We start from the raw sequence: 16,664 nt of genomic DNA on the forward strand, positions 1-16,664 counted from the left end.
AATTCAATTGAAATGAACAAAGAACTTCAAAACGAAATCATCAAAGAGGCGGTACTGGAAGCTACAGACCATGATTCAAAGGTGTGCGAGCTTATCATCCGCGAAGGCAAGGCCCTTCCCGCGCTGGAGCCGCTAAAGGTTAAGATCGCCGGTATCCTCGACAGCCCATTCCGTTTTCTTCAAAAGCGCGTCGGAGAGATCGACCAGAAAAAAGCCTTCATTACGGTCAACCGGGAGTCATTGACTATTACGCTGGACTTCAATGAAGATGATCCGTACTCCAATGGTCAGATTGTGGGCGTTATTACGGAACATCCGACATTCAAGAAATTCGGCATCAATAGTGGCCACTATCGGACCACTTACGAAATGGCCGAATTGATCAAGATGAACCGTTCCGCATTTGAGAACATCCAGGTCGCCATGAAGCTAGTTCACGAACTGAAGAACTTCAAAGCAAAGGTCGAAAAGGACTTGGAGAAAAATAATGACGACCGTGGCAACCGCAAGATATTGCTCCAGCAGACCGTCGAATCCAATGTGCCCGAAAAATTCAAGGTAGTTATGCCCATTTTCAAGGGTATGCCCAAAGAGACATTCGAGGTGGAGGTTTATTTCAATCCGGATGACCTGACCTGCACGCTGGTTTCCCCTGAAGCCAACGACACGTTGGAAGAGATCAGGGATAGCGCGATCGATGAGGTGCTTCACGAAATCGAGGAAATAGCACCGGATATCGTGATCATCGAAAAGTAACATTCACCGGGCGGGGATGACCCGCCCGCTTTTAACGCAGCAACAACGATGAAAGCAACAGATTCATTTAAAGAAATTATCAGCGAGCACCTGAAAGGTTTGGCGGCGAAAGATCCGCTTTTCGCTGAGACGCTAAAAAAGCCAAAAAAGAACATTGACGATTGTGTCACATACATTTTAAATGCCGTTAAGACGAGTGGCCGAAGCGGATTCACCGATCAGGAGATCTTCGGAATGGCAGTCCATTACTATGATGAAGACGATATCAAGCCAGGTGCAGCAGTGAAAAATTACCGTGTAGTCACCAATCGTGCTCCGAAATTATCAAAGGAAGAGATTGAAGCAGCTAAAAAGGACGCATATAATTCGGTAGTGAAGGCAGAAATTGATCGGTTAAAGCAAAAGCCGACAAAACATAAAGGGAATAGACCGGAGGTTTTATCACCATCATTATTCGACTGATCATGAGGCCAAGGACTAAACAACAGATGCGGTTTTTCAAATTGAGCCAAGAGAATACCGGCCTCAGCGAAGAAGAAAAAGCATGGGCAATTGATAAATGCCTTAAGCATATTGCGTATCAAACCAAAAGTAGAACGTCATGCCTGGATTGCGGACACGAGTGGCCGAATATAGGCACGGTAAATACTTGCGTTTGCCCGAAATGCAACACGAAACTAAAAATTGAAGTAACTCGTAAGAAGAAAATGGAACAAAGGGAGTTCGTTGCTCACTTAGATGTTGTCGAGGGATTCCAATTCGTGCGGTTATTTGAGCTAAAAAGTTTCCATCGATCTGGGAAAAAAGCGGACATATCCGTGCGTGAAGTTATCCATCAATTCTTTACTCCTGACGGAATCGTTGAGATCGTAGCCAAGTTACATCACCTACATTGGAATCTTGATAGTTTCGGTTACGAATTCGGGATCCGAGACAAACACCAGTTTCATCAAAAATACGATCCCGATCCAATAAACGTCCTTCCGGGACCCAACTGTTTGCCAATATTCAAGCGAAATGGGTTTAAAGGAAAACTTCATGGTTTAACAGCATTCGAATTATTCACGGCAATTACGCATGATCCGCGCGCTGAGACGCTTCTAAAAGCTCGTCAATACAAATTGTTGCTGATAAAGGCGGCGTCGACAAGGAGGTCGATGGTCGACCGGTATTGGGACAGCATTAAAATATGTATCCGGAACAAGTATAAAGTAAAAGATGCTCTGATGTGGTTGGACTACATGGATTTATTGAAGTATTTCCGAAAGGACCTTCGAAACCCAAAATTCGTTTGTCCGTCAAACCTAAAACGAGAACATGATCGATTGGTCAAGAAAAAGAGAGTTGAGGAACGGCGCAGGGAAGTAGAAGCAATGAGACGTTACATGGAGGAAGAGCAGGCTGCCTATGAAAAAGCAAAGCAAGCTTTTTTCGGGATCCAATTTAAAGCGGGACATATATCTGTACGGGTACTGGAACATGTAAGGGAATTTATGGAGGAAGGCGATATCCACAAACATTGCCTATTTGCGAATAAATATTTCAGGAAGCATGATTCACTCGTGATGTCAGCTACTTTCAAAGGAAACCCCATCGAAACGATTGAGATCTCGTTGTCAGAAATGAAGGTGATTCAATCGAGAGGTTTGAGGAATAACCCTTCAGAACATCACATGAAAATAGTTAATCTAGTCAATCGGAATATGAATAAAATCCGGGATCGTCGTCAAAAACTCGATAAAACCGCATGATTTGGACTGCAGATATGGACGCAAGGCTCCGAGAGTTGTATCCAGCTAATACGAATCGCGAGATAACAGCTATCACCGGCTGGAGCTATTATTACATATGTGAACGCGCCAAGGTTTTGGACCTGCATAAAGGGCCCGATGCCCGTTCGAGGGCTTGTGGTAAGACGCAATGGACGCCTGAAATGGATATGTTCATAAGACAAAACTATGAGAGGCTGGACAACCGGCAGATTGCCGATGCCCTGGGCTTGAAGTTGTCCGTCACACGGACGCGCCTGTATGAACTTGGCATGAAACGGATGCAATTGGAATACTGGACGGAAGATCAGGTAAAATTCCTTGTAGAAAACTACCGGCAGATCGGTGACCTGGAGCTTGCGGAAATCTTCGAGTCCAAGTGGCCTAAAGCCAAACGCTGGACCAAAAAGCACATCGAAAAGAAGCGACGGTACCTGAAGCTCAAGCGAACAACTGCCGAACGCGACGCGATCCGGGAAGGACACAGGCAACGGGGGGTATATGCTGAGGCAAACAGGAGGATGTGGCAAACCAGGGGCGCGGCGAAAGAAGGCGAAATCAGGTATTGGAGGAAACGGGGAGGGATCTCCGTATTTCCGGTGATTAAGGTGGATGGCCGTTGGCTTCACTGGGCGCCTTGGCGTTGGGAGCAGCTGCGAGGTCCGGTACAGAAGGGCATGAATGTAATATTCGCCGACAGGAACCCGTATAACCGCGCTGACGACAACCTTTTGCTGATCTCCAACGCCGAATTGGCCAAAAGAAATTCCGTTAAATCTATCATCGGCCTCAGCGACAACTATGTCGCCGGTATTTTGACTTCCGGGCGACCCGATCAGCGGGAAATCGTTAAACAGATGCCTGATCTGATCGAACTTAAAAGGAACCAACTATTACTTCAAAGAGAACTTAAAGAGCAACTAAAATGACACAATTTGAAATTGAGAAGGTGATGACTGGCATGAGGGGAAAAATTTACCGATATAAAAATGAAAGGCACCATGTTTTGCGGTTTGCAATTACGCACGTCGTAAAGATAACAACGGATCGCGCCGATATAACCATCTTGATGGAGGACTTCGACCAGGTAATTCAGACATTCGACGAAGTGAAAGAAATGGAGGCTTTGCAGGTTACGAACGCCACCGGCTTACAACACCAGACTGTGATTAACAGCAGTGGCCTCGAGTTAAAGAACACCCTATTGGATACCATCAGCCGTCTCAAGCGGGATAAGGATTTCGTTCCCCAGGCGTCGGCCATAAATGATGCGGTGAAAACGATCATTGACCTGGCCAAGGTGGAAGTGGAGATGATTAAAGTAATGCGGGGTAAATAATTGACGATCTTGTGATGGTCTGTGGACGCTAATCAGCTGTCGCGTATTTAGATAGCTAAACGGTCTGCTGACCATCATCAAAGATAGGAGGAAAAGAAATATGACATATGGATATATTAGGGTAAGTACAGACAAGCAGGATACGGCAAATCAGCGGTTTCAAATAGAGCATTTTGCGAAATCAAATAATTTAATCATTGATGAATGGGTGGAAGAAACCATAAGCTCAGCGGTAAAATTGGAAAAGCGGCAACTCAGCGGACTACTTGAAAAAATGGTAACTGACGATCTCATGATCGCCTGTGAACTTTCTAGACTTGGGCGTAATTTGATGCAGGTGATGGGTATTTTGCATGGTTGTATGGAGAAGGGTTTAAAGGTGTGGACTATAAAAGATAACTATCGGCTGGGCAATGATATATCATCGAAGGTTCTTGCGTTCGCGTTCGGTCTTTCAGCCGAGATAGAGCGCAATCTTATCTCGCAAAGAACCAAGGAGGCGTTAGCCAGAAAGAAAGCTGAAGGTGTGGTATTGGGGCGTCCCGTAGGCAATAAAAATACCACCTACAAGCTGTCCGGCAAAGAAGATGAAATCAAAGGGTACCTGAAGGCGAAAGTCCCATACTCAGTGATCGGCCGACTACTGAAAGTTCACCGCAATACCGTCCGCGAGTTTGTTCTCGAAAAACGACTGAAAAATGAATGAAATCAAAAAATTGTCGGAAATCCTTGGTTTCAAGGTTCCCATCGATGGGTTGCTGACCGCTTTATTCGGTCGAAAAGTTATAGATATAGTCGAACTCGACCGCAGATTGGAAGAGACTTATCGATATGAAGGATCAATGGATGATTTTATTAAAGCCAGATTCGGAGAAGGGGCAAAGCAACTCATCGATAACAATACCTGACTATTTATGGAAAGCAAACGCCAATTGAACGTCAACCGTGACACGCCATTCAAGGTAGTGGCCGCGGGTTTCCCCGTTATGCGGTTTTCTAGCATCTCTGACGCTGAGAAATGCTTTAGGGGTTACAAGGGGCCCGGAACGTGCTTACTCGTCAGCTACGAGACAGGAAGGGCGGAATATTTGAAGTATAAATTTTTGAAAGGATAAATAGATGGCAGGCAGACCGAAAAAAAACACGGTGGATTACTTCCCTCACATGATGGGAGAAGGCAAGAAGATGGCGTACATTGAGACCAAATACGGCAACGACGGATACGCTACCTGGTACAAAATTCTGGAGACATTGGCAAAGACCGAAGACCATTACCTTAATCTCAATGATGAGATCAATGCAATGTATTTATGCGGTAAATGTCGTACAACAATGGAATTAATGTACGCAATAATTAATGATTTGGTGACATTAAATGTGTTCGACAGGGATTTATGGCAGCATAAAATACTATGGAGCGAGGATTTCATCGAAAGTATACGGGATACGTACAAACGGAGACAGTCGGTCGCACTGGACAAAATGGATTTATGTATACACCTCGTCAACAACAATTCAATTAATGTTGACATAAATTCAATTAACTACAGCAAAAAGGTACGAAAAGAGGAGAATAGGAGAATAGGAGAAATAGAGAATAGAAAATCGATAAAAGAAACCGCCGTCGACGACGATTTCCCGGATGATGATTCCGAGGTCGAAAGCACCCGTAAACCGTGGCAACCGCTGTCGATGGAGGAACTCGAAACCGAGCTGATGTCGGCCACGATCTGGCACGGTGACCTCGGGACATCCGTCGGCATCTCTGATCCTGGTGACGTGCCCCGCTGGATCGAAAAGTTTTTCGTTTTCCTCCGGGGGCAGGGAAAAAACCACACATCGCTCCGGGAAGCGAAATCCCATTGCCAGTCGTGGATCCGCCGGCAGCTGGAGCTTGGGAAAACCGTAGAATCCGGCCCGATCGCAAAACCGGCCGACCTCGAAAACCCTAACAGACCGCCCGACAATTCGGGGAAATGGCTTTTCCTGAACGGAAAATGGCGTGATACGACGACATTCACCAACGCCCAGAAGCGGAAACTTGGATTGATTCCGGAGGTGTCACAATGAGCCGTATCGCCGAAAACAGACGCGAAACGGGCTTTCAGCAGGGGCTTGGCAAACTTCCGCCGCAAGCCATCGATCTGGAGGAAGCCGTTCTCGGTGCGGTGCTTTCCGAACGTGATGCGATCACCGAAATCGCTGACATCCTCACCCCGAAAATGTTTTACGTCGAGGCCAATCAGCTGATTTTCGAGGAATGCTGCAGGCTTTCGCTCGACAGCCAGCCCATCGACATACTGACCGTTACCCAGGCACTCAGGGCGTCGGGAAATCTGGAACAAGTCGGAGGACCGTTCTACCTGACTGGACTCTCCGACCGGGTGATGTCATCGGCAAACATCGAGTATCATGCCCGCATCGTGGCACAGAAGTACGTCCAGCGGGAAATGATCATCCAGTCGACGAGGATCATCGAGGCGTGCTACACCGATACCGAGGATATTTTCGACACCATGGCAGCTGCCGATTTCGGTAGAGACGAACTCCTGACACAGATTTCCACCCGGAAAGAATCGTCAAACATCGAGGTCGTGACGGACACACTCCGCGATATCGAGGAGGCCCAGCTTTCCCCGCACCGGGGATTGACCGGCATCACATCGGGTTTTTCCAAACTTGACGATCTGACCGGTGGATGGCAACAATCCGACCTAGTGATCCTGGCGGCACGGCCGGCCATGGGTAAGACATCAAACGCCATCACCATGGCCATCAACGCGGCGAGGTCGCAGAAACCAGTAGCCGTATTCTCGCTTGAAATGTCAAGTAAGCAGCTGGCGAACAAAGAGCTTTCGATCGTATCGGGGGTACCGTTCAGCCGGATCCGGAAGAAAGTCCTGAACCCCGAAGACTGGCAGGTGATCCACTCGAAAATGGGGGAAATATCTTCCCTTCCCATCCACTGGGACGATACGCCGGGCATAAGCATTACCGAGCTATGCGCAAAAGCCAAACGATTGAAACGAAAGCACGGAATTGAACTGATCATCGTTGATTACCTGCAGCTGATCACCACCGGAAACAGGCAGAAATCGGGAAATCGTGAACAGGAGGTCGGTTTCATCTCCAGGACGCTCAAAGGCTTGGCCAAGGAGCTTGATATCCCCGTTATCGCGTTATCCCAACTCAGCAGGGCCGTGGAAAGCAGACCGGGCAACGGAAAGCGCCCTATGCTATCCGACCTCCGGGAATCGGGATCGATCGAGCAGGACGCCGACATCGTCATGTTCCTCTACCGCCCGGAATACTACGGGATCACCGAGGACGAGATCGGGTCATCCACCGAGGGAATGGCCGAGCTAATTGTCGCCAAACACAGGAACGGTGCATGTGAGGATATCCAGCTCAGGTTTGACAAGTACACGACGGGATTCACGGATTGGGAAACCGAGGATACATGGATCCTGCCGCCGCCCAGCCCGAATACAGGAATCTCGCCAAACGGATCATTCGACGATGGCCCGTTCTGAAAAATAACCGCATTTAACGCGAAAGAATCGATACACAAGACTAACAGACTACCGGATGATGAGAGACAAGGCAAAAAAATATAATCGCTCTAGGGGCTTAAAAACGCATCAATCGAAGAAACCGAAAAAACAGATATCGACCGACTTCTTTTGTGCGCTCGTCAGGTCCGATATCAAAGTCGATATCGTCAAGGAACATCGCTTTCATCCGGTGCGACGCTTCCGGTTTGATTACGCTATCCTGGAATACAAAATAGCAATCGAACAGGAGGGAGGTATTTGGTCGAACGGCCGCCATACCCGCGGTGCCGGTTACAAACGCGACATGGAGAAGTATTCACTTGCTGCCGTGGACGGATGGATAGTCATCCGTCGTACCCCCGATGATCTCAACACAACCGAGACGCTCAATCTAATCCGTAAAGCTATACAAACCGTTGAAATACAGAGACAAACCCCTGTATTTTCAAACAAAGTGTAATCCAATGGATTATATCGCTGAAATTTGGGCAACACCACATATGCCCATATGCAAGCGACATCGAAACTGATTCCAACCGTAGAAATCTGGCCGAATGATGGCCAGATTCCCGGCTTGCCGAAAAACCCGCGTACGATCAGGGACGAGAAATTCGAAAAGCTGGTCCAATCAATCAAGGAAGATCCCGAGATGCTCAATCTGCGGGAAGTTCTTGTTTATCCCTACGCCGAAGCATTCGTGGCCGTTGCCGGCAACATGCGTCTCCGAGCCTGCATCGAAGCCGGAATGAAAGAAGTACCCTGCAAAATAATCCCAAGTGATACTCCAGTTGATAAGCTTAAAGCCATTGTCATCAAGGATAATATCGGTTACGGTGACAACGATTGGGATGCGCTGGCAAACGAGTGGGATGAACAGCAACTCGTCGATTGGGGGATGGATATCCCGTCGTTCGGAGGTAGCTCAATGGAGGATGAAAGTGACGACGACGACAGCGAAGATGTAGGCGTAGGAATGGGAGAGGGAGAATCAACCATCATCAAAATTATCGTCACCGTGACAGATAAAGACCACGTCGAAAGCTTGAAGTCGGAGATTGAAACTGTTGCCGGTGCTTACGAGGGAACTTCTGTTACCGTTCTAGGTATCGACAACGACCAGCAAACCGAAACTGAATAGCGATGGCGAAGTACAGCAAAGGATTGGTGAAAAGGATATGCGATGAACTCGCAACCGGCAATCATACCATTGCTGACGTGTGCAAGATGAATGGCATTACCGAGACTACGTTCTACGACTGGAAAGCAAAGAAACCTGAGTTTTCTGAGGCTATAAAAGAGGCCGAAACTAAACGTCTTGCAGCCTTTGCGAACATGGCCCGTTCTGGATTGGCAAAACTTCTTGACATCCACGAGTATGAGGAGGTCACGACCGAGTACGAGAACGATAAGAAGGGGAAACCAACCATTAAGTCCCAGAAGCGTGTCAAAAAGAAAATCATGCCCAACCCGACAGCAGTGATTTTCACTTTGACAAACCGTGAACCTAAAGACTGGAAAAACCGCCAGTCGATCGACGCCAAGGGCGACTTCAATCACAACATTGGATTCGGTGATTTCCTCATGAATGCGGCGACCGCCGGTGATGATGACGAGCAGGAAGGAGGGGGTGATGAAGTTCAAGAGTGAGGAAGAATATCGCGCTAAGGGAGAGAGAGTTGTAAAGTCATGGATAAACGATTGGAATAAGTTCATACGGGAAGCCCTTGGTGCCAATCTCGACCGTGATCAGCAGGCTATCGTTGAATCAGTACAACACAATCCGCGCACAACCGTCGCATCTGGTACTGCCAGGGGGAAAGACTTCGTAACCGCTTGCGCGGCTATTTCTTTTTTATACCTCACGCCTAAATGGAATGCCAAAAAAGAGCTTGTTGCTAATACCAAAGTTGCTTTAACCGCACCGACCGACCGGCAGGTAAAAAACATCATGATGCCCGAGATTGCGCGCCTCTACAATGCTGCGAAGAGGCGCGGCGTCCACCTGCCGGGCCGGTTGAATGCGTATGATATCCGGATGGATGATGTGGAGTGGTTTCTAACCGGATTCAAGGCTGACGAGCATAACCATGAGGCCTGGTCTGGTTTCCATGCCGTGAACACAATGTTTGCGGTCACGGAGGCTTCGGGTATCAGTGACGATACATTCGGCGCTATTGAAGGGAATCTTCAAGGAAATAGCCGCATCCTACTTGTTTTCAACCCTAACACTACCATAGGATATGCCGCCAAAAGCCAAAAGGGCGAGCGTTGGTCGAAGTTCCGGCTGAACAGCCTCACGGCTCCTAACGTCATCGAAAAAAAACTGATGATCCCGGGCCAGGTTGATTATGAATGGGTAATCGATAAGATTGCTAACTGGTGTTCGCCCATCCGGGTGGATGAGGTCAAGGAAGAGGAGGACGACTTCCAGTTCGAGGGCCAGTGGTACCGGCCCACCGATATCTTCCGGATCAAGGTTTTGGGCAAGTTCCCGAAGGTGGGCCAGGATAATCTTATCCCGGAACAATGGATCGAGCTCGCTGAACAGCGCTGGACGGAATACCATTCAAGCCGAACCTACGAGTACTATTCCGATTCACTCATCCTTGGAAACGACGTCGCCGGAATGGGCCGAGACAGCTCCGTCGATTGCTATCGTTATGCGAACATCGTAGCGCGGTTTTATGAAACCAACAGCGCCGGTGTAGCTGATCATATGGAGACTGCCGGGCGTATCGCGAACGTGCTAGCCAACGACCACGAAGCTATCAGCAGCATCGACACAATCGGTGAAGGTGCTGGTGTATATTCCCGTCTGGTTGAGCTGGGTTATGAAGATCGGGTGATCAGCTGCAAATATTCCGAATCCGCAAAGAGTGAATTCGACCAGCCGCTTACCGATGTCACTGGTCAATACGAGTTCGCTAACATGCGGGCTTACCTTTTTTGGGCCGTCCGTGACTGGCTTAATCCGAAGAATAACCAAAATGCGATGCTTCCGCCTAACGAACGGCTGAAAGAGGAAGCCATCGAGATTAAATGGAAATTCCAGTCCAACGGGTCGGTAATCATTGAGCCGAAAGAAGACATTAAGAAACGCCTGGGGAGGTCCACCGACCTCTTTGATGCATTAGCCAATACATTCCATCCAATCAGCAGGCTCGAATCGGTGGCGAGTCCTGCAGGATATTTTTAACGACACGACATGAAGGTAACCGATTTCATGCCCAAGGGCGAAAACACGATAGAAGCACTCATCGAAAACCTGAAGAAGCGGGAAAGGGATTTGCCCGATGTTGATACGTTCAAAAAGCAACTGGATCCATTGAAGCACGATGTTACGGACCCGTATATCCGAAAAGATAAGGATATCATCGTCGAGAAACAGGTGAGAGGCGAGAATGGGAAAATGGAGGTCGTTGAGGAGCCTGGCAAGGAGAAGGTTAATCGCATTGCCCTTGCGCTTCAAAAGCTCGTCGTAGAGCGCGCTATTGCATTCCTGTTCGGTAATGATCCCAAGATGTCCGGCGATGTCAACAGTGAGGTCGAAAAGCTTGTTTTCAGCATAGTTTCAAAGATCAAGAAGTCCAACAAGACGCACTCTACGAATCGCCGTGTGGCCAGGTCGTTGTTCAGTGCTACCGAGGTCGCCGAATACTGGTTTGCTGTTCCTTCCGAACGATACACGAAATACGGCGTAACCACGTCGTACAAGCTTCGACACAAGATATATTCCCCCTTAAATGGCTACAAGCTTTATCCACGTAAGGATGAAACCGGCGATATGGTGGCATTCAGTCTGGAGTACACCCGCGTAGATGGAACGATAAGCACCACCTACTTTGAAGCTTACACAGATGAGGAGAAGATGGTATTTACCCGTGATTCGACAGCCGGCAACGATTGGGTGTTTAAGGAACGTCGGCCGATACCGATCGGCAAGATACCATTCGTCTTCGCCGAGCAGCCGCTGGTTGAGTGGGCGGATGTTCAAATTCTCATCGAGCGGCTGGAAAAGCTGCTTTCCAATTTTGCCGATACCAACGATTACCACGCATCGCCGAAAATCTTCATCGAGGGTGTATTGAAGGGATTCGCGAAAAAAGGCGATGCGGGTGCTATTCTGGTAGGCGAAAAAGGCAGTAAGGCAAGTTACCTGTCATGGGATCACGCTCCCGAATCGGTCAAGCTTGAAATCGATACGTTGCTAGGGCAAATATTTGCTCTTACGCAGACGCCGAACATTTCTTTCGACAGTGTGAAAGGACTGGGCGCGTTATCCGGAATAGCCCTGAAGCTGCTCTTCCTGGATGCGCACCTGAAAGTGAAAAACAAAGAGGAAACGTTCACCGAGTACCTCCAGCGCCGCAACAGCATCATTCTAGCATACACCGGTCTTCTCCATACGCCGGTCCAATCAACGGCCAAGGAAATGGATCTAGATGACAATATCGAGCCATACATGATCGAGGACTTGAAGGAGATGATCGAAACGTTACTTGCGGGCAATGGTAACCAGCCGGTCATCCCGCACGAAGTTTCAGTGCGATTATCGCCATTCTCTGACAACCCCGAGGACGACTATAAGAAGATCGTCGAGGAGACTAAGGCCCGGCAGACGGTAGACGTATTTGAGGAAACCTTTTAATTGAAGTAAAGATGGCAACAAAAAGCAAAGTGGTGCATTACGCGGGCATCCCGTGTAATAAAACCAACAAGCCGGTGGCGAATCCAACGTATACATACCACTGGGAAAATGTGACGTGCAAAAAGTGTTTGGAAGCGAAACCGAAATTGCGATAAATGGCAACTTTCATCAGTAAATTCGATTTCGGCGATATCGTCTACCTGGTTACGGATCCGGACCAGCTGAAGTACATCGTGTGCGAGATCGAGTTTAAGCCCGGTAGCGTTGTATACGTCGTGTCCAGCGGCAAGGAAACATACACGGCCTACGAATTCGAGTTGTCACGTGAACGCGATATGGTCGAAAAGCTAAGTTAATGTGGCCAAATCCCGCAACATAAATCACGGCGCGCTCGAACGGGCGCATTTCCTGCGAATAGAGCAGAATGCCCGCGCCGTTGACCAAATATACCATGAGGCGGTTAAAGAGTTCTCACAGCTCGCCAAAACGGTAAATTTCGACCCCAATAAGCCTTTCTCATTCGATGCCTATCCGAAAACGCTTAAAACAGCCAATAAACTGTTTGCCGAGATGGCCGGATCCGTTAAATCGTCTGTTGTAAACGGGATGAGGGCCGAGTGGGGCGAAGCAAACAAGAACAATGATAGCCTGGTCAAGTCTGCCTATCCGTCGGCCAGTGTCTCGGACGGCAAATTCACACGCTTTTTCAATCGCAACCTCGACGCGCGTGACTCGTTCGAACGCCGGAAAACCAATGGCATGAACCTATCCGACCGGGTGTCGAAGCAAACCGACCAGTTTAAGTCTGAAATTGAAATGGGGCTGGACCTTGGTCTCGGTCAGGGGAAATCAGCTGCAGCGCTGAGCCGCGACCTACGATCAAATCTACAGGATCCGGAAAAGCTATTCAGGCGCGTCCGGGATAAATATGATGTGCTGCACCTCAGCAGGAATGCAAAAGCCTACCATCCGGGGCAAGGCGTTTACCGGTCCAGTTATAAGAATGCCATGCGGCTCACTCGCACCGAGATCAACATGGCTTACCGGGAATCCGACTACATGCGCTGGCAACAGATGGATTTCATCGTTGGGATGGAGGTTCGGCTTTCCAACAACCCGAACCATTGCCCTGTATGTGCAGCACTGGCAGGCAGATACCCGAAAGACTTCAAATTCACCGGCTGGCACCCGCAATGTCGGTGCAGCGCTATTCCTATCTTCAAGTCCGATAATGAGCTTGATGACGATATCATGCGTATCCTCAACGACGAGCCGCTCATGCTGCCTGATGAAAGCAGCCGGGCGATCACATCCATGCCAGCCGGATATAATAAATGGATGAACGACAACCAAGATCGCATAGCCGGTGCCAAATCGCTTCCATATTTCATCCGGGATAATTACGTGAAAGGAGATGTATCCAAAGGACTTAAGTTTGTTGTTGTCGAAGAATCGGCCGCAAAACCTACTACACTGGATTTATCTAAGCTCATAAAAGGCGATATCCCCACTAACAGGGAAGTAAAAGACGTGCTGCTGGCATACGCAGAGCTGAGCCCGGATGATTTCAGGCAAGGGTTAGGTGATGTTACATTCCAGAAATCTCGCAGTTATTTGATGCAGCATAGTATGAGATATCGACCAAGCGACAACACATGGGTTGGCCAATCTACATTAACTATGAGCACCCACACGTTTAACGGAACTATGTTTGAGGGTGGCTCGTTTAATGCCGCTGAACAGTTCAGGTCTGCGCTCGGTGCGATCAAAAAAGGCGAGAAGCTTACCTTCAACCAGGAATACAGCATCGAAGCTATGTGGCACGAAATACTACACGCTAAAACCAAGACGCCGCCCAAGCGATTGACAACCGCCCAGGTAAAGTCCATGGAGACCGTCAATCAGTTCGTAGCTAGGCACACATACGACGGGTTCATTGAGAAGCTGGGCGGCAAAGCCATCCACAAGGAGACTATACTTGATAAAGGATACGGGTATACGTCATGGATAAGCAATTTCCGGGAGCGATTAAAGGCAGAAGGAATTGCGGAAAAGACAGCTATCGACGAATTGTCGCCGGTGCTTATGTCAAATTATTCGAAGGTCGAGTTTGAGATCGTCAAGTTCTTCAGCAGGCACCGAAAAACGGAGTTATGATGGAATGCTTTTATTATCAAAGCCGCCACGGTATTGCCGCTCAATATCCGGTATCTGTTTCCATATTTCAGCCGCCTGGTCGTCCAACCCGCGCAATTCAAGCAGTTGAGCCAAGTCCAGCAGCTTCTCTCCGCTGGTTACGGTTCTTTGGTACTCGGATACTGGCGCACGAACAACGGAAAATCCAAAGGCAGCTGTATTGCTAGCCTCATCGAGCCCGAAAAGCTCGACTAGCTCCTTTTTGGTAGGGTTGTAATCAAATATTGTTTTCATTTTCTCCATTTTTAATCATCTAACAGTCTTTAACGGATATGACAGATGTATCTATATAATCAAGCGTCTTTATGTCCGCCGGGTCGCTTGTTATTTTTCGCGGAGGCGTCACCTCGCACCAGTGGGTGACTTCGTTGTGGCGAAAGGCAGTAGATTTGCTATCCAAGCGCCACCAAGTATTGTTATCGAAATCATACGATGCTTTGCACCAATCACCACTAATAGTAAATACTAGTACCACAAAATCCCGAGCACCTTTAGCTTTTTCAGGAAGCCTATCATTTACGCTTATCCAATTCATTTGCTTATGTTCTTTGGCGTTGTGCCGATTCTGAATAAATAACTTTTGCCGATTACGTCGGTTGTAGGTGGATTCATATCCATCTCATGTGCGGTAAATACATTCGTTTCAAATGATACGTGTTCACCCCGCCTGTGCGCTGCAATTACCTTGTCTTTCAATGCATCGATCAACACTATGATGTCGTTTTCGTTCATATGCTGTATTTGTCTATGTAACCCTTAAAACGCTTGTAAAACTGCTCTTTGGTTAGTGGCTTTGATTTAAGCGTCGAATAGTGATAATCCGGGGTAAGAACATCGTTTAAGTGGTCTGTCATTAGCTTGCCATCTCGAAATATCATTTTGCTAAATATTGACAGTTGATGCTCTGCGAATTGCCCGTGCTCTTCAACACTGGCAATTAATCTAACCATGACACCGCGATTGTTGTCCATTTCATCAATCATACCTTGTTGTTTTATAGGGACCTCCCATACCTTTTCCTGCTTAACCTTCGCCCCGAACTTCATAAGCATCTCCTCCATCTTATCGGTGGAAATTAGCTTTCCTTCCCTCATGTAACGCTTCCAGTTCGCTACCGTAGACGTATCGACGCCTAAGTATTTGTATATCGCCGGTACCTCCAGCAGCTTTTTAAACGCCTCCTTTGTGCCTACTATCTCCATTGTACAAAAGTAAATAAAAAGCTTTGATATTTCAAAGCTTTTTATTTGTTTCATTTTTCAGTTAAAAAATTATAAAAAACATTGTGAAATTGAAAACTCATAGTTAATTTAGTTGCAAACTAACGTATTATGAAAAGATTTTCAATTAACCTGTATGCAGCTGTGATTTTGGCTTTTTTGTCAGTATCAATGACATGCGAGGATGACGATTTGCCCGACACCTGTACAGAATCGGTTGCAGAAAAAACAAAAAGTGTGAACGGATTCGACTTTAGAACCAACGAAGTAGTAGCTGTTTTTACGTTTAACCAAGACTATAAAACCTATAGTGGCAATGCGTGTCAAGGTAATCAACCTGGGGGAGAAATATTCCTTCAAATAAAAAATGTCACTTCCCAAACTATTAAATTTGACTATAGCATTAATTACCAAATGGGTGCTAACAAATGGAATTATCAAAACGTAGCAACTATAGCTCCAAATTCCATTATAGATGTGGGGAAAATCGCTGTCTCGCCAGGTATCATTGATCAGAATGGTTCGGCACTGACTATACAAGCAAACCAAATTATCTATGAATGATAACGGTGGTGCCAACTAATTACTATTCGTTGCTTCCCTTACCCAATACTCCGCTACGTCATGTTTCACCCTTGACAGCACGGCCATCGCGTCCGCTTCGTTCATGTCGGCAATATCGCCCAACATGGCGAGCACGGAGCCGGCTCCGGCCATGAAGGCCCGCTTCGTCTCGCGCCGGTGCGATTTGTCCATCTTCTTTTTGTCCAGTCCCACACGGGAAAGGTACAGGTCATACTCGTAATCTAAATTGAATGTGCTCATATGAATAATTAATTTGTTGTATATTTGTTGTCCCTTCTCCGAAAGGCTTAAAAAAACGACTTTCGGAGGTGGCTGAGCGGCCGAAAGCGCTAGTTTGAAAATCTAGTGTACTGGAAACGGTACCGTGGGTTCGAATCCCACCCTCTCCGCATTTTGGTTAAATCCAGGCCCCGCCGCACATGCTTATTAAGACCTGCATGTGCGGCGGGGATTACGGAAACTCTCTCCTAAACCAAACACTAACCTCCAGTCCGAAAAAACATAGCTTGTAGCAAAAGTATTCCGGACCTGACCACCATACCGCTATCCCGATCAACGTCCAGTTGCACGGCCTTGCCAGCTTTGTCATCTTCCACC

General features: G+C 47.6%; 22 protein-coding genes and 1 tRNA gene. 18 read left to right on the forward strand and 5 right to left on the reverse strand.

Features of this window, described 5'->3' with window-relative positions:
* Window positions 1–12: 12 nt before the first annotated feature.
* The 16 genes from BMZ56_RS03510 to BMZ56_RS03585 all read left to right on the forward strand — a co-directional run bounded on the left by BMZ56_RS03510 (window position 13) and on the right by BMZ56_RS03585 (window position 14,223).
* Window positions 13–756: a hypothetical protein gene (locus BMZ56_RS03510; protein WP_090624244.1), complete on the forward strand. Its 744-nt coding sequence runs from the start codon at window positions 13–15 to the stop codon at window positions 754–756.
* Window positions 757–804: 48 nt separating this feature from the next.
* Complete coding sequence (locus BMZ56_RS03515) at window positions 805–1,218, forward strand: PcfK-like family protein (RefSeq protein WP_090624247.1); 414 nt, start codon at window positions 805–807, stop codon at window positions 1,216–1,218.
* A 26-nt stretch (window positions 1,219–1,244) separates the two neighbouring features.
* Window positions 1,245–2,507 (forward strand): PcfJ domain-containing protein, encoded by a 1,263-nt coding sequence (locus BMZ56_RS03520; protein WP_177195016.1) that lies wholly within the window; start codon window positions 1,245–1,247, stop codon window positions 2,505–2,507.
* Window positions 2,504–3,454 carry an HNH endonuclease family protein gene (locus BMZ56_RS03525; protein WP_090624251.1) on the forward strand — a complete coding sequence of 317 codons (951 nt, stop codon included), beginning with the start codon at window positions 2,504–2,506 and terminating at the stop codon, window positions 3,452–3,454. Before BMZ56_RS03520 ends, BMZ56_RS03525 begins: the two co-directional genes overlap by 4 nt.
* The gene (locus tag BMZ56_RS03530) at window positions 3,451–3,864 is read left to right on the forward strand and encodes a hypothetical protein (RefSeq protein ID WP_090624254.1); all 414 of its coding nucleotides are present in this window, start codon (window positions 3,451–3,453) and stop codon (window positions 3,862–3,864) included. Before BMZ56_RS03525 ends, BMZ56_RS03530 begins: the two co-directional genes overlap by 4 nt.
* 100 nt (window positions 3,865–3,964) lie before the next feature.
* Entirely contained in the window at window positions 3,965–4,570 is a 606-nt protein-coding gene (locus tag BMZ56_RS03535; RefSeq protein WP_090624255.1) for a master DNA invertase Mpi family serine-type recombinase, read from the forward strand.
* A complete protein-coding gene (locus BMZ56_RS03540; RefSeq protein ID WP_090624257.1) occupies window positions 4,563–4,772 on the forward strand; it encodes a hypothetical protein in 210 nt (69 codons plus the stop codon). The genes BMZ56_RS03535 and BMZ56_RS03540 overlap by 8 nt, the downstream gene beginning before the upstream one ends.
* A gap of 211 nt (window positions 4,773–4,983) precedes the next feature.
* Window positions 4,984–5,934: a DUF4373 domain-containing protein gene (locus BMZ56_RS03545; RefSeq protein ID WP_090624259.1), complete on the forward strand. Its 951-nt coding sequence runs from the start codon at window positions 4,984–4,986 to the stop codon at window positions 5,932–5,934.
* Window positions 5,931–7,397 carry a replicative DNA helicase gene (gene dnaB, locus BMZ56_RS03550; protein ID WP_090624261.1) on the forward strand — a complete coding sequence of 489 codons (1,467 nt, stop codon included), beginning with the start codon at window positions 5,931–5,933 and terminating at the stop codon, window positions 7,395–7,397. The genes BMZ56_RS03545 and dnaB overlap by 4 nt, the downstream gene beginning before the upstream one ends.
* Before the next feature lie 55 nt (window positions 7,398–7,452).
* Entirely contained in the window at window positions 7,453–7,878 is a 426-nt protein-coding gene (locus BMZ56_RS03555) for a putative endonuclease domain-containing protein (protein WP_218146449.1), read from the forward strand.
* A 48-nt stretch (window positions 7,879–7,926) separates the two neighbouring features.
* Complete coding sequence (locus BMZ56_RS03560) at window positions 7,927–8,556, forward strand: ParB/RepB/Spo0J family partition protein (protein ID WP_090624263.1); 630 nt, start codon at window positions 7,927–7,929, stop codon at window positions 8,554–8,556.
* A gap of 2 nt (window positions 8,557–8,558) precedes the next feature.
* Entirely contained in the window at window positions 8,559–9,065 is a 507-nt protein-coding gene (locus BMZ56_RS03565) for a helix-turn-helix domain-containing protein (RefSeq protein ID WP_090624266.1), read from the forward strand.
* Complete coding sequence (locus BMZ56_RS03570; RefSeq protein WP_218146450.1) at window positions 9,022–10,614, forward strand: hypothetical protein; 1,593 nt, start codon at window positions 9,022–9,024, stop codon at window positions 10,612–10,614. The genes BMZ56_RS03565 and BMZ56_RS03570 overlap by 44 nt, the downstream gene beginning before the upstream one ends.
* Window positions 10,615–10,623: 9 nt before the next feature.
* Window positions 10,624–12,066 carry a phage portal protein gene (locus tag BMZ56_RS03575; RefSeq protein WP_090624270.1) on the forward strand — a complete coding sequence of 481 codons (1,443 nt, stop codon included), beginning with the start codon at window positions 10,624–10,626 and terminating at the stop codon, window positions 12,064–12,066.
* 155 nt (window positions 12,067–12,221) lie between these two features.
* Complete coding sequence (locus BMZ56_RS03580; protein ID WP_090624272.1) at window positions 12,222–12,422, forward strand: hypothetical protein; 201 nt, start codon at window positions 12,222–12,224, stop codon at window positions 12,420–12,422.
* 1 nt (window position 12,423) lies between these two features.
* Window positions 12,424–14,223 (forward strand): putative phage head morphogenesis protein, encoded by a 1,800-nt coding sequence (locus BMZ56_RS03585; RefSeq protein WP_090624274.1) that lies wholly within the window; start codon window positions 12,424–12,426, stop codon window positions 14,221–14,223.
* Here BMZ56_RS03585 and BMZ56_RS03590 read toward each other — a convergent pair.
* From BMZ56_RS03590 to BMZ56_RS03605, 4 genes are read right to left on the reverse strand one after another with little or no spacing between them, the layout of a single operon-like run.
* Window positions 14,218–14,496 carry a hypothetical protein gene (locus tag BMZ56_RS03590; RefSeq protein WP_143072836.1) on the reverse strand — a complete coding sequence of 93 codons (279 nt, stop codon included), beginning with the start codon at window positions 14,494–14,496 and terminating at the stop codon, window positions 14,218–14,220. The two genes, BMZ56_RS03585 and BMZ56_RS03590, sit on opposite strands and share 6 nt — an antisense overlap.
* Before the next feature lie 19 nt (window positions 14,497–14,515).
* Window positions 14,516–14,797, reverse strand: coding sequence for a DUF551 domain-containing protein (locus BMZ56_RS26110; RefSeq protein WP_090624278.1), 282 nt, complete (start codon window positions 14,795–14,797; stop codon window positions 14,516–14,518).
* On the reverse strand, window positions 14,794–14,994 hold the full coding sequence (locus BMZ56_RS03600; protein WP_090624280.1) for a hypothetical protein: 201 nt from the start codon (window positions 14,992–14,994) through the stop codon (window positions 14,794–14,796). The genes BMZ56_RS26110 and BMZ56_RS03600 overlap by 4 nt, the downstream gene beginning before the upstream one ends.
* Entirely contained in the window at window positions 14,991–15,518 is a 528-nt protein-coding gene (locus tag BMZ56_RS03605; protein ID WP_090624282.1) for a hypothetical protein, read from the reverse strand. The genes BMZ56_RS03600 and BMZ56_RS03605 overlap by 4 nt, the downstream gene beginning before the upstream one ends.
* Window positions 15,519–15,593: 75 nt before the next feature.
* On the opposite strand from BMZ56_RS03605, the gene BMZ56_RS03610 reads away from it, so the two are divergent.
* A complete protein-coding gene (locus BMZ56_RS03610; protein WP_090624284.1) occupies window positions 15,594–16,046 on the forward strand; it encodes a hypothetical protein in 453 nt (150 codons plus the stop codon).
* Window positions 16,047–16,061: 15 nt separating this feature from the next.
* Here the strand turns inward: BMZ56_RS03610 and BMZ56_RS03615 are convergent, their stop codons facing one another.
* A complete protein-coding gene (locus BMZ56_RS03615) occupies window positions 16,062–16,307 on the reverse strand; it encodes a hypothetical protein (protein ID WP_090624286.1) in 246 nt (81 codons plus the stop codon).
* A gap of 64 nt (window positions 16,308–16,371) precedes the next feature.
* On the opposite strand from BMZ56_RS03615, the gene BMZ56_RS03620 reads away from it, so the two are divergent.
* Window positions 16,372–16,456, forward strand: a tRNA-Phe gene (locus BMZ56_RS03620).
* Window positions 16,457–16,664: the final 208 nt, after the last annotated feature.

Origin of the sequence: Parapedobacter indicus, assembly GCF_900113765.1 — a bacterium.
In the GTDB taxonomy this organism is placed as follows: Bacteria; Bacteroidota; Bacteroidia; order Sphingobacteriales; family Sphingobacteriaceae; genus Parapedobacter; species Parapedobacter indicus.

Excerpts from the sequence above, each read along its gene's own strand:
- BMZ56_RS03510 (WP_090624244.1), top strand. The coding sequence starts at position 13 with ATGAACAAAGAACTTCAAAACGAAATCATCAAAGAGGCGGTACTGGAA.
- BMZ56_RS03515 (WP_090624247.1), top strand. The coding sequence starts at position 805 with ATGAAAGCAACAGATTCATTTAAAGAAATTATCAGCGAGCACCTGAAA.
- BMZ56_RS03520 (WP_177195016.1), top strand. The coding sequence starts at position 1,245 with ATGCGGTTTTTCAAATTGAGCCAAGAGAATACCGGCCTCAGCGAAGAA.
- BMZ56_RS03525 (WP_090624251.1), top strand. The coding sequence starts at position 2,504 with ATGATTTGGACTGCAGATATGGACGCAAGGCTCCGAGAGTTGTATCCA.
- BMZ56_RS03530 (WP_090624254.1), top strand. The coding sequence starts at position 3,451 with ATGACACAATTTGAAATTGAGAAGGTGATGACTGGCATGAGGGGAAAA.
- BMZ56_RS03535 (WP_090624255.1), top strand. The coding sequence starts at position 3,965 with ATGACATATGGATATATTAGGGTAAGTACAGACAAGCAGGATACGGCA.
- BMZ56_RS03540 (WP_090624257.1), top strand. The coding sequence starts at position 4,563 with ATGAATGAAATCAAAAAATTGTCGGAAATCCTTGGTTTCAAGGTTCCC.
- BMZ56_RS03545 (WP_090624259.1), top strand. The coding sequence starts at position 4,984 with ATGGCAGGCAGACCGAAAAAAAACACGGTGGATTACTTCCCTCACATG.
- dnaB (WP_090624261.1), top strand. The coding sequence starts at position 5,931 with ATGAGCCGTATCGCCGAAAACAGACGCGAAACGGGCTTTCAGCAGGGG.
- BMZ56_RS03555 (WP_218146449.1), top strand. The coding sequence starts at position 7,453 with ATGATGAGAGACAAGGCAAAAAAATATAATCGCTCTAGGGGCTTAAAA.
- BMZ56_RS03560 (WP_090624263.1), top strand. The coding sequence starts at position 7,927 with ATGCAAGCGACATCGAAACTGATTCCAACCGTAGAAATCTGGCCGAAT.
- BMZ56_RS03565 (WP_090624266.1), top strand. The coding sequence starts at position 8,559 with ATGGCGAAGTACAGCAAAGGATTGGTGAAAAGGATATGCGATGAACTC.
- BMZ56_RS03570 (WP_218146450.1), top strand. The coding sequence starts at position 9,022 with ATGATGACGAGCAGGAAGGAGGGGGTGATGAAGTTCAAGAGTGAGGAA.
- BMZ56_RS03575 (WP_090624270.1), top strand. The coding sequence starts at position 10,624 with ATGAAGGTAACCGATTTCATGCCCAAGGGCGAAAACACGATAGAAGCA.
- BMZ56_RS03580 (WP_090624272.1), top strand. The coding sequence starts at position 12,222 with ATGGCAACTTTCATCAGTAAATTCGATTTCGGCGATATCGTCTACCTG.
- BMZ56_RS03590 (WP_143072836.1), bottom strand. The coding sequence starts at position 14,496 with ATGAAAACAATATTTGATTACAACCCTACCAAAAAGGAGCTAGTCGAG.
- BMZ56_RS26110 (WP_090624278.1), bottom strand. The coding sequence starts at position 14,797 with ATGAATTGGATAAGCGTAAATGATAGGCTTCCTGAAAAAGCTAAAGGT.
- BMZ56_RS03600 (WP_090624280.1), bottom strand. The coding sequence starts at position 14,994 with ATGAACGAAAACGACATCATAGTGTTGATCGATGCATTGAAAGACAAG.
- BMZ56_RS03605 (WP_090624282.1), bottom strand. The coding sequence starts at position 15,518 with ATGAAACAAATAAAAAGCTTTGAAATATCAAAGCTTTTTATTTACTTT.
- BMZ56_RS03610 (WP_090624284.1), top strand. The coding sequence starts at position 15,594 with ATGAAAAGATTTTCAATTAACCTGTATGCAGCTGTGATTTTGGCTTTT.
- BMZ56_RS03615 (WP_090624286.1), bottom strand. The coding sequence starts at position 16,307 with ATGAGCACATTCAATTTAGATTACGAGTATGACCTGTACCTTTCCCGT.